At 67.9% G+C, this 11,740-nt stretch carries 8 protein-coding genes and 2 pseudogenes; 1 reads left to right on the forward strand and 9 read right to left on the reverse strand.

Annotated elements, in window-relative coordinates:
• Positions 1–195: pseudogene (locus B1964_RS26215) on the reverse strand (TrpB-like pyridoxal-phosphate dependent enzyme); the annotation flags it as partial.
• A 147-nt stretch (positions 196–342) separates the two neighbouring features.
• On the opposite strand from B1964_RS26215, the gene B1964_RS26220 reads away from it, so the two are divergent.
• A complete protein-coding gene (locus B1964_RS26220; protein WP_079931893.1) occupies positions 343–726 on the forward strand; it encodes a hypothetical protein in 384 nt (127 codons plus the stop codon).
• 124 nt (positions 727–850) lie between these two features.
• Here B1964_RS26220 and B1964_RS26225 read toward each other — a convergent pair whose 3' ends face one another.
• The 8 genes and pseudogenes from B1964_RS26225 to dinB all read right to left on the reverse strand — a co-directional run bounded on the left by B1964_RS26225 (position 851) and on the right by dinB (position 11,445).
• Entirely contained in the window at positions 851–3,274 is a 2,424-nt protein-coding gene (locus tag B1964_RS26225; RefSeq protein WP_079931894.1) for a phosphoketolase, read from the reverse strand.
• Positions 3,275–3,400: 126 nt separating this feature from the next.
• Positions 3,401–4,411 carry a MerR family transcriptional regulator gene (locus tag B1964_RS26230; protein WP_079931895.1) on the reverse strand — a complete coding sequence of 337 codons (1,011 nt, stop codon included), beginning with the start codon at positions 4,409–4,411 and terminating at the stop codon, positions 3,401–3,403.
• Positions 4,398–5,009 carry a HEAT repeat domain-containing protein gene (locus B1964_RS26235; protein ID WP_079931896.1) on the reverse strand — a complete coding sequence of 204 codons (612 nt, stop codon included), beginning with the start codon at positions 5,007–5,009 and terminating at the stop codon, positions 4,398–4,400. Before B1964_RS26235 ends, B1964_RS26230 begins: the two co-directional genes overlap by 14 nt.
• Before the next feature lie 85 nt (positions 5,010–5,094).
• Positions 5,095–6,156: an FUSC family protein gene (locus B1964_RS26240; protein WP_139765882.1), complete on the reverse strand. Its 1,062-nt coding sequence runs from the start codon at positions 6,154–6,156 to the stop codon at positions 5,095–5,097.
• Positions 6,157–6,195: 39 nt separating this feature from the next.
• The gene (locus B1964_RS26245) at positions 6,196–6,882 is read right to left on the reverse strand and encodes a response regulator (protein WP_079931898.1); all 687 of its coding nucleotides are present in this window, start codon (positions 6,880–6,882) and stop codon (positions 6,196–6,198) included.
• A pseudogene (locus tag B1964_RS26250) lies at positions 6,879–8,523 on the reverse strand (sensor histidine kinase). Before B1964_RS26250 ends, B1964_RS26245 begins: the two are co-directional and overlap by 4 nt.
• A gap of 71 nt (positions 8,524–8,594) precedes the next feature.
• Positions 8,595–10,097 (reverse strand): SLC13 family permease, encoded by a 1,503-nt coding sequence (locus tag B1964_RS26255; RefSeq protein WP_079931899.1) that lies wholly within the window; start codon positions 10,095–10,097, stop codon positions 8,595–8,597.
• 139 nt (positions 10,098–10,236) lie between these two features.
• A complete protein-coding gene (gene dinB, locus B1964_RS26260; protein ID WP_079931900.1) occupies positions 10,237–11,445 on the reverse strand; it encodes a DNA polymerase IV in 1,209 nt (402 codons plus the stop codon).
• Positions 11,446–11,740 lie beyond the last annotated feature (295 nt).

An 11,740-nucleotide genomic window follows, 5' to 3' on the forward strand; every position in this document is an offset into this window, starting at 1 on the left:
CTCGGTCGACACCTCTTGAGCGATCAGCCCTGCCGGGAAGAGCGCGGCGAGATCGTCGGGACCGACCGGCTCCTTGGTGCCCGGGTGCAGGTGCGGCGGGATCGGCTCGTCGAGCTCGGCTGCCAGGTTGTACCAGTGCGTCGGCACGTCCACGGTGATCAGATCCGGGCTGGTGGCATCCACGTGCGTCGTCATGGCTGACAACTGTAGCGGGCCCGCGCACGACAAGTTGCCGGGTCGTCGGACGCGCAACTCTGCGAGATTGCGTAGAGTTTGCTATGTTCAATTTTCAATCAGTTGTACTCACGCCGTGAGTACTGGCGACAAGGGGAGGTTGTTGACGTGCACAAGAAACTTGTGGGCCTACTGGTGGCACTGGCTGCCGTGACCGGGCTGCTACTCATCGGGGGCGGGCACGCGAGTGCGGCTGACGTTCAGGACACACCGACACGTGTGTGGGTGGGCTTCACCCCCGCCGAAACCAAGCAGATCGCGGCCAGCGGCGTCGAGTCGATCTTCGACACCCCGCAGCTGCGCCCGTACTGGTACGCCAACCCGGACCGCGACTCCCGGTACAAGACGTTCTACGTCCCGGGTAAGGGCTACGTCGTCTACACCAGCGCCCAGGCGATGGTGAGGGAGGCGGCGAGCCACCCCAACGGCCGAGTCTGGGTGTCGTACAACAAGACACTGCCCAAGCCGCTGACCTTGTGGACCGAGTTCTGATCCAGTGACGATCTGATCGAGTGACTTTCTGATCCACTGACGCTCGGATCCAATGACGGGCAACGGCACCCGGCGAGACGTTCGCCGGGTGCCGTTGCCGTTTCCGAAGAGGGCACGCCCCGGATCAGCTCCAGGTCCAGTCCCGGACCTCGGGGAGGTCTTCGAAGTGCTCGCGCACGTAGTCGGCGTGCCGGGCCAGTTGCGTGCGGCAGTACTCGGCGAGTTCGCCGCCCTTCTCCGGGGCGCGTCGCGAGCGGCGCAGCGCCTCGAGAACCAGGTGATAGCGACTCATCTTGTTGAGCACCACCATGTCGAACGGTGTTGTCGTGGTGCCCTGTTCGGAGAATCCGCGGACGTGGAACCGCCCGGGATGAGTGCGGCCGTGCACGAGCTGATGTACCGCGCGCGGGTAGCCGTGGAAGGCGAAGACGACGTCGGTGTCGCGGGTGAACAGGTCGATGAACTTCTCCTCGGACAAGCCGTGCGGATGATCGTTCTGCGGCAGCAGCACCATCAGGTCCATCACGTTGACCACCCGTGTGCGCAGGTAGGGCACCCACTCGCGGAGCAGTTGTGCGGCCGCGAGGATCTCCGGGGTCGGGACGTCCCCGGCGGCGGCGAGCACCACGTCGGGCGGTGCGGCGTCGTCGAACCCGTCGTCGGCGGACTCGGTGCCGGCCCACTCCCAGATCGAGGCGCCCGCGGCGGCCTGCTCGTTGGCCTCATCGAGGGTCAGGTATTGCAGATGCGGCTGTTTGTCGACGACGAGAACGTTGACGTGATCGCGGCTGCGGAAGCAGTGATCGGCGATCGACAACAGCGAGTTGGAGTCCGGCGGCAACCACACCCGCACGACCCCCGGCGACAGCGGCAACACCAGGTCGATGAGCCCGGGACCCTGATGGGAGAAGCCGTTGTGGTCGTTGCGCCAGCACGTGGACGTCAGCAGGATGTTGAGCGAGGCGACCGGCTCGCGCCACGGGAGTTCGGCGGCGTGTTGGAGCCACTTGGTGTGTTGCACGACCATCGACGCGCTCACCATGGCGAACGCCTCGTAGGTCGCGAACAATCCGTGCCGCCCCGACAACGTGTAGCCCTCGAGCCAGCCCTGGCACAGGTGCTCGCTGAGAACCTCCATCACCCGCCCGGACGCCGAGAGCCCGTCGTCGAACTCGGTGGTCGGGAGCTGCCAGCACCGGTCGGTGGCCTCGAAGACGGCACCGAGGCGGTTGCTCGACGTCTCGTCCGGGCAGAACAACCGGAAGTTGCCGCCGTCGTCGGGAGTCCCGTTCTCCCGGTAGATTTCGCGCATGAACTCGCCGAGCACGCGCGTGGTCTCGTGCAGGACCACGCCCGGCGACTCGATGTCGAGGGCGTAGGACGAGATCGGCGGCAGACGCAGGGGGCGGAGCAGCCGGCCCCCGTTGGCGTACGGGGTGGCGCCCATCCGCAGATCACCCTTCGGCGCGAGCGCGCGGATGGAGTCGACGACGCCGCCGTCCTCGTCGAACAGCTCCTCGGGCTTGTAGGACCGTAGCCAGTCGGAGAGGATCGCCAGATGTTCCGGGTTCTCCCGGACCCCCGACAGCGGCACCTGATGCGCCCAGTGCGTGCCCTCGATCTTCTTGCCGTCCACGAACTTCGGGCCGGTCCAGCCCTTCGGCGTCCGCAACACGATCGCCGGCCATGCGGTGTCCGGGCGCGGGCCGTCGCCGCGCGCGGCGGCCTGGATCTCCCGGATCGTGCGATAGGAGTCCACCAGCGCCGTGTGCAAGGCGGGGAACACCTCCCGCGGGTCGTCGCCCTCCACGAACACCGGACGCCAACCCTGCCCACTGAGATAATCGCTGATCTCGGCGTCGGTGCTGCGACCGAGGACGGTGGGCCCGGCGATCTTCGCCCCGTTGAGATGCAGGATCGGCAGGACCGCACCGTCGCGGGCCGGGTTGAGGAAGGCAGGTATCTTCCACGACCCCGACAACGGACCCGTTTCGGCCTCACCGTCACCGACCACCGCGGCGACGATCAGGTCGGGATGGTCGTAGGCCGCGCCTGCGGCGTGCACGAGCGCGTAACCGAGCTCTCCGCCCTCGTGGATGCTGCCCGGCGTCTGCACGCTGACGTGACTGGGGATGCCACCGGGTGTCGAGAACTGCCTGCACAGCGCGCGTACGCCGGCGGCGTCGAGGGAAATGTGCGGATAGATCTCGGTATAGGTGCCCTCGAGATAGGTATTGGCCACCAATGCCGGACCGCCATGCCCGGGTCCGGTGATATACAACCATTCCGACCCGGTGTCGTTGATGATTCGGTTGAGCACCGTGTAAATCGCCGACAATCCCGGGCTGGTGCCCCAATGGCCGAGCAACCGCGGTTTGATGTGGTCGACGGTCAGCGGTTCGGTCAGTAAAACGTTGTCCTGCAAGTAGATCTGCGCGATGTTGAGGTAGTTGGCGGCAGCCCACCAGCGCAGGTCTGCGTCGATGTCGGCGTCGTCGTAGCTGCTTTCGTCCTGGGGACGGTGGGCAATTCCGGTGCTGTGGGACATCGTGGGGCCTCTCACGGGCGTTGGGTGATTTCCGCAGTTCCTCTTCCATTCATACGTGCCGGGAGCGATCCGCGTCAGCCGGAAACGACAAAACGCCGAGACGCGACCCATTCGGTCACCGGGTGGTCACCGACCGATAACCCTTGTGTCCACCTCCCTGGCGCGCAGCACCGCGGTGGCCGTGGCCACGACGGTGGGGTCGTCATCGGTGGTCATCTCTTCCAGCAGACGCTGCCCGTCCACGCCGGGAATCTCGGCGAGTGCCTGGACAATTCGCAATCGCACGGCCGGATCGGCGGCGTCGAGATGAGGACGGAGCCGGGCCAGGACGCGGCCCGAGCCTCCTCGCTCGGCGAGGGCACCAAGGTACTCGGCGGCCTCGACGTCGCGCCGCCCGGCGACGATCATCGAGACCAGCGGGTCGATCGACTCCGCCGAACCACGCGCGGCCAGCGCCGTCGCGGCACGATCGCGCACGTCGTCGTCGGCATCGGCGAGTGCGGGCAGAAGGATCGTGGCGGTCCGCTCGGAGTCGATGGCGGTGACGGCCTCGACGGCGCGCAGACGTACCCGCGGATCGGCTGCGGCCAGGCCGTCGGCGAGGTGGTCGAGTGCGGCGTCACCGGCACGCGCCAACGACCACCGTAGTGCCCCGAACACATTCGGATCACGCTCGGCCAGAGCCGCTTTCGCCAACTCTGCGACGGGTGGACGGGTGTCGTCGCCACTGAGTGCGGCCCGGATGCGTTGGGCGCCCGATGGTGACTGCAACGCGCGCAGCATCGCGACCGCGTCGAGCACGTCGGCCCACTGCGTGGGCGCGGTGGCGGCGACGCGCTGCAGTCGGGCCAGCAGCTCCTGCTCGGCGGCGATCCGGTCCCGAGTGCGGTCGATGAGGTCCTCCACTACCTGCATCGGCTCGTAGGCCGCCTCGTCGAGCGCAGCACCGACCTCCGGCAGAGTGAGGCCCAACGTGCGCAGACTCTCCACCTCGAACAACCGGCGAACGTCGGCGTCGGAGTACTCGCGATAGCCGCCCGATGTCCGCCCGGTGGGGGTCACCAGCCCGAGCCGGTCGTAGTGACGCAGCATGCGGGTGGAGACCCCCGAACGGCGGGCGAGTTCACCGATGAGCATCGGCGAACCCCGAGTCGGGATCGTCGAACAACCGGATCGTTGCCGCGGCGTGGTCGGCGACGGCGGCGACCGGATGCGTCAGCCGCGCCTGCGCGACGTCGCGCCCGGGCTGTCCGAGCCCGATGAGAGCCCGGCTCAGACTCCGGCGCACCTCGTCGGTGCGGCGTCCGAACTCGGTGGCCAGATCCGCGGCGAGGCTGTCGACGGCGTCGGCGGGCACGAGCGCGACGGCCGCACGCCACGCGGTTCGCGCCACCTCGTCGTCGTCCTCATGCAGCATGGTCGACACGAACGGCCATGCCCTGCCATCCCCGATCTTCGAAAGGGTATGCAGTGCTTGGCTTCTCGCCTGGGCGACGTCGGAGTCGAGCTCCTTGATCAGCTGCGGCACCGTGACGTCGGCGGGCTGGCGGCACAGCGCCCACGTCAGCATGTCGCGGACGAAGAAGTCCGGCTCGATCGCACTCCGCGCGATCAGACGGTCCGTCACCTCCTCGGCGTCGAGATCGGCTCCGGCCGTACCCACCGCCATCGCTGCGCGCAGACGTACCGACTGGTCGGGGTGCTCGAGTGCTTGCCATTCGACTGTGTGCGACATGGCACACCACCTCCTTTCCCCATCGACTCAACACCTTGTCACTGTGTCAAGGTCAAGTCTTCGTGGCCGGGGCTGCGGCGTCGTGTCACGCCTCGTCCTTGCTGCCTGCCCAGATCACGTAACCGAAGACGACGGCGATCGCCGCGCCGGCGAGGGTGTCGAGCAGCCGGATCTCCGGGCCGAGGGCATCCGGGGCACCCACCGACGCGGACAGCAGTGCCGAGAGGGTGATGCCGACGACTCGGAGCCCGTACAACTTGGGTCCGGTGAGCACGGCGAAGGCCAACCCGACCGACGCCGCCACCGCGACCACGATGCCGCTGGGCCAGATCGCGACCACGCCGGCGGCCACCGCGGCACCGATCACCGTGCCCGCCACCCGGTTCACCGTTCGCCCGACCACCGATCCGTACTCGGGCCGGACGATGACGGCCACTGTCAGTGGCAACCAGAACCCGTGCTCAGGTGCGTGTACGGCGACCGTGATCGCGGTGGCGACACCGAGGCACAGCGCCGTCCGAGCACTGTTGTGGACCGCTGCCGGGGTGCGCATCCTGTTGCTTACCCGTACCGCATCGTCCCGAATCGAGCGCGACTGTGTATCGGTCGTCGTGGCGAGCGGAGGTCGTCGTCGGATGCCGGCCCGGAACGGCCACTCGGCGAAGTGGGCCACGCCGACCACCAGTGCGCCGACCAGATACCAGACCGCCTGATGCACCGGGGCCAGACTCGAACCACCGAACTGGCCGTAAGCGACCCCGATACTGAGCATCATCCCGAAGGCGGGTCCGCCGGGCCCGAGCACGCCGATCAGCCCCGACACCGCTGCGGCCGCCACCGCGACGACGATGATCGGCAGCGCACCGTGGCCGGTCGTCGAGCCACCGACGACGATCCCCACCGCGGCACCCGCAGACGCCGCCACGAGCACGGTGAACCGGACGCGGTAACTGTTGCCGAGGACGAACGCCACCGAACACGCGGCGCCGAGATAGGCGACCCCCACCCTGGCCCAGTCGCCGAGCACCACACCGAGTATCAGGAGGGTGCCGCCCGCCGCGAGTGCTCGTAGCGCACCCGCCGTGTCCAGCGGGGCGTCCGACATCTGAAACGCCGACAACGCACTCGACTCCCGAAACCTTCGCACGAAGCCATCATCGCGTGTGTGAGGTTGCAAACGAGCTGATCAGGTGCGCGGCGTGCGATACTCCTGCCGTGGACGTCCGGTGCCGCCGTACTGCAATGACATGACCAACCGTCCCGCCGACACCAGCGCCGCGAGGTGCCGGCGGGCGGTGGCCGCCGAGATGCCGATGGCGTCGGAGACCTGGTCGGCGAACAATCCCTCGTCGGTGTCGTCGAACAATTCGAGGATCCGCTGCTCGGTCGGCGAGGCGCCCGAGGACCGCTCGGCGGGCGCCGTCCCGAACCGCAGGCCCGACAACGCCGCATCGACCTGGGTCTGATCGACCCGAGGCGCGTCGAGCACCCGCCGATAGTGCGCGTAACCGGCGAGACGGCGCGCCAGCTCGGTGTCGGCGAAGGGTTTGATCAGATAGGCCAGCGCACCCCCGCGGGTGGCCGCGCGCACCGCCCGAGCGTCGGTCTCGGCGCCGACGATGAAACAGTCACAACGCAATTCAGCAAGCAGGTCGATGCCGGAACCGTCGGGCAGATAGACATCGAGCAACACCAGCTCGATGTCGGGGTGCTCGGCAAGCGCCGTACGCGCCTGCGCCAGTGTCCCGGCGCGGGCGACCACACGGAATCCGTGGACCGCCGTGACGATCGCAGAATGCAATGCGGCAACCCGGAAGTCGTCGTCGACGATCAGCACCCCGTGTCCGTCGGTGCTTGGTGTCTCGCCAGTCATGATTGACCTCCCTCCTCGATCACGCCCGGTAGACGGGCCACGAATACCGCACCGCCGCGGCCGGTTCCGCCTGGCTCGGCGATGGTCACGTCACCTCCGATTCGCCGCGCGAGTTGCCGGACGATCGACATGCCCATCCCGCGGCCGCCGGGGACGGCCGGGTCGGTCTTGGTGGTGACGCCCTCGGTGAAGATCTCCGCAGGGTCGTCGAAGGCGATACCCGGTCCCGAATCGGCCACCGTCACCAACAGTGTCGAATGCGTCGTACCGTCGTCCGCAGTGGGGCCCGGATCGGTCAACAGCTCCACCTCCACCTCGGCATCGGCGCTGCCGGCCGCGGCGTCGATGGCATTGTCGACGAGGTTGCCGACGACCGCGGTGACCGTGACCGCATCGGTGAGCGCGCCCGCCACCCACGTCTGGGGTCCGAGGCGCAGCGTCACACCCCGCTCGCGCGCGTGGCTGGCCTTGGCCTCGAGGAATGCCTGCAGGTGCGGTTCGTCGACATTCTCTATGCCGTCGACGGTGCGGGCGTGTGGTCCGGTGAGGTCGTCGAGGTAGGCGCGCGCCTCGTCGACGTTGTCGTGCCGCAGCAATCCCGCGAGCACATGCATGCGGTTCGCGGTCTCGTGGCGTTGCGCGCGCAGGGCCACACTCATCGCGCGCACGGCGTCGACCTCGCGGGTGAGTTCCTCGACGTCGGTGCGATCCACCACCGACAGCACCATGCCCAGGTCACGTCCGTCGGCGGTGACCCGATGGGACGACACGAGCACGATCCGATCCCCGACGGTGGCGGCGACCGGCTCAGGCGTCGGCGTTTCGACCACACCACGCACCCTGGGCGTCAGGCCGAGCGCGTCGACGGGCGTGCCCACCGGCGCGGACACCTCCAGCAGTCGGCGCGCGCGTTCGTTGGCGACCCGCAGCACGTTCGCGCTGTCGACGGCAAGGACACCATCATCGAGCGAGTGCAGCACGGCCCGTTGCTCACGCACCAGTTCGGCGAGATCGTCGGGCTCCAGACCGAGGGTCAGGCGCCGCCATCGGCGGGCCAGCAGCACCGACCCCACCGCACCGACGGCGAGGGCTGTCAAAGCGATGAGGCCGGTCGCAAGGATGTCGCGGCGCGTGTCCCGGGTGAGTTTCTGCGTCGAGACGCCGACTGACCAGGCCGATCGGACGGGTCAGCCCGGGCTGCAGGATGGGCACCTTTGCGCGGACCGAGTCGCCGAGTGTTCCCCGATCGGTGGTGATGTCGATCTGACCGGACAGCGCCCGGGACGGATCGGTGGAGACGTGCACTCCGACCTCGTCGATGTCGGGGTGGGCCAACCGGATTCCGTCGGCGTTGGCGATGACAACGAAGAGCGCACCGGTGCTGCGGGCGACGGCGGTCGCCTGGCGTTGCAGGGACGAATTCACGAGTTCGGCTCGGTCGAGGTCGGTGCCCTGATGTGCGGCGACGGAGGCGACGACGTCGGGATCGTCGGCCATGGTCTGGGCGATGGCCAGGGCCCGTTGGGCGTATTCGTCGCGGACCCGGTCGTCGGATCCGTAGACCACGACACCGAAACCCACGCCGAGGCTGACCGCGATGACGGCGAGTTGCAGGAGCAGTACCTGCGTTCGCAATCGCATGCGGTCAGCCTAGGCGTGGGAGGGATCGGCCGACAGGGAGATCCTGTTTGCGGCGACCCGGTCGGGGATCGTCAGAAGGGGATGGCGCCGAACAGGCAGCCGGCGAGGAGCATCACCAGCGAGACCACCGCCGCACGCCACAGCACCTTCTTGTGGTGATCGGCCAGTCCGACGCCGGCGAGCGCGACGAGCAGCAGGATCGCCGGCACCAGCGGGCTCTGCATGTGGAAGGTCTGACCGGTGATCGATGCGCGCGCCATTTCGGAGGGGTCGATGCCGTAGCGGGTCGCGGTCTCCGAGAGCACCGGCAGCACACCGAAGTAGAAGGCGTCGTTGGACATCAGGAAGGTCAGCGGGATCGACAGCACGCCGATGACCACGGCCATGTGCGGGCCCATCCAGGTCGGGATGCCGTCGGCCATCCAGTGCGCGATCGCGTCGACCATGCCGGTTCCGCTGAACACGCCGGTCAACACCGCGGCGGCGAGCACCATCGCGACCACCGAGACGATGCTCGAGCTGTGCCGAGTGATGGCCTCCTGCTGGTCCTTGATGTGCGGGAAGTTCACCGCGAGAGCGATTCCGGCGAAGATCATGAACAGCACGGGGATGGCGACGACGTCCATGCCGAGGATCGCCAGCAGCGCCACGGTGAGTGCGGCGTTGATCCAGAACAGTTTGGGCCGCAGCGACTTCCGGTTCGGGTCGAGCACGCCGGTGAAGGAGGCCGTGGCGTCGGAGTCGTCGTGGGCAGCATCGTCGTGGGGTTGGGCGGGCAGGTCGCCGGTCGAGGCGGGGCCGGCCGAGTCGCCACCGGCGCCGGAACCGGTCGCCGCGCTGCTGGTTCCGCGACCGCGGAAGCGTCGACGGCCGGTGGGCGTGTCGGTGCCACTGCCACCGCCTGCTCCGGCGAGGACGAGTTCCTCGCTCGGGGCCAGCATCGAGTCCTTGATTTCCATACGGCCGATGCGACGACGCTCGAGCACGCCGAGGTGGTAGGCGAACGCCAAAACGAAGAGCATGCCGATCGCGAGCGCGGGAACCATCGGGAGAAAGACGTCGTTGGTGTCGATCTTGAGCGCACTGGCCGCACGGGCTGTCGGCCCGCCCCACGGGAGGATGTTCATGGTGCCGTTGGCCAGGCCGGCGACGACGGTCAGAACCACCGGGGAGACACCGAGTTTCAGGTACAGCGGCAACAGTGCGGCGGTGGGGATGATGAACGTGGTCGATCCGTCACCGTCGAGTGACACCACGGCCGCGAGGACCGCGGTACCGACGACGAGCCGGGCCGGATCGTTGCGCACCATGCGGACGATGAAGCGGATGATCGGGTCGAACAGGCCGACGTCGATCATGATGCCGAAGAAGATGATCGCGAAGAACAGCATCGCCGCGGTGGGGGCGAGCTCCTTGATGCCGTCCTTGATCATGTCGCTGATCCCGAGGCCCGCGCCGGCGAAGAGGCCGAAGGCGACGGGAACCAGGATCAGTGCGACAACCGGTGTCGCGCGTTTGGTGATGATGAGGAACATGAAGGTGGCGACCATCGCCAACCCGAGTGCTACCAACATTGCCTGAACTTTCTGCCGTGCTTCCCGACGACTCTGCGGTGTCGCCGGCTACACGAGGAGTCTGTGGGTAATGCGGATCACAGTCACTGTTGTGCTCGTAAGTCGTGTTTTGCGCATTTTGCGCACCGTGTCGTCCGGTTCAGTCGGGCAGCATCGGGGCGTCGTCACCATGGTCACGTCCGACGAGCACCGCGCGGGTGACGGAGTCCCGGCCGAAGCGGTTACGGAGTTCGTCCATCGTGGCGTCGAGTTCTGGCTGATGATCGTCGTCGAAGGGCAGGGTCATCTGCAGCGAGTCGGAGTCGTCGAGGTTGGCCAGCGACAGCCCGATCAGCGTGCACCCGCGTTCCCGGATGAGGGGCAGGGCGTCGTCGAACAACGCCCGGGCACAACCCATCAGTACCTGGGTGCGGTCGGTGGCCTCGGGCAGTGTGCGTGAGCGCGTGGCGCGGGTGAAGTCGTCGAAACGCAAGCGCAGCACCACGGTTCGGCAGACACGATCGGCGCCGCGCAGTCGCTTGCCGAGCCGTTCGACGATCGCGATGATCGTCGCCTCGATCTCGGCCTCGGGCCGGGGCCTGCGGCCGAGGGCCCGCTGTGAGCCGATCGAGCTGCGCCGCTTGCCGGTCTCGACACGCCGCGGGTCTTGCGCGAGCGACAGCGCGAACAGGTGGCGGCCGGCGCCAGGACCGACGATGTGGCACAACGCCTTCTGGCCCAGACGCGCCATGTCGCCGACCGTCGTGACACCGGCGTCGGCCAGTTTGGCCTCCGTCACGGGGCCGACACCCCAGAGTCGGCGGACCGGGAGCGGGTGCAGAAATGTCAGTTCGTTGCCGGGCGCGACCTCGAGGAGCCCGTCCGGCTTGCCGACGGCGCTTGCCACCTTGGCGAGGAACTTCGTCCGCGCGAGGCCGACCGTGATCGGTAGGCCGACCTCGGTGCGTACGCGGGACCGCAGGGTCTCGGCGATGGCGACCGGATCGCCGACGAGACGCCGGAGACCGGCCACATCGAGGAATGCCTCATCCACGGAGATCCCCTCGACGAGAGGCGTTGTGTCGCGGAAGATCTCGAAGACCGCTCGACTGGCCTCCATGTACGCCTCGAACCGCGGGCGTACCTCGATCGCATCGGGACACAGCGCTCGTGCCTCCCGGCCGGGCATCGGCGTGCGGACACCGCGCGCCTTCGCCTCGTAGCTGGCGGCCAACACCACCCCGCCACCGACGATGACCGGTCGACCCCGCAGCGCCGGATCGTCACGCTGCTCGACGGAGGCATAGAAGGAATCCAGGTCGGCGTGGAGTATCGATGCCTCCCGACTCGTCCCGCTGTCGATGCGCATCGGTCGAGCCCTTCTATCCGGCGCGTATGCGCATCGAACGTATGGGCGAATACTACCTCGGCGCTGCCACTGCCGGGACACTTACCCACCGGGGATCACGACGCACCCCATCGGTGGCCGAGCCCTCGAATCGGTGACCGAGCCCTTCTATCGGTGGTCGAGGTGCGAGGCGCCCCAGGCGCCGAGCCTCGAGACCGAGCCGAACCGACGCTGGAACCCAACGAAGACTCACCCGAAAAAACTTTCGACAACCTCTTGCCAACCCGACAAACCCGGCATACACTCGAACACAACA

Origin of the sequence: Gordonia sp. i37 (assembly GCF_002043085.1) — a bacterium.
GTDB lineage: Bacteria > Actinomycetota > Actinomycetes > Mycobacteriales > Mycobacteriaceae > Gordonia > Gordonia polyisoprenivorans.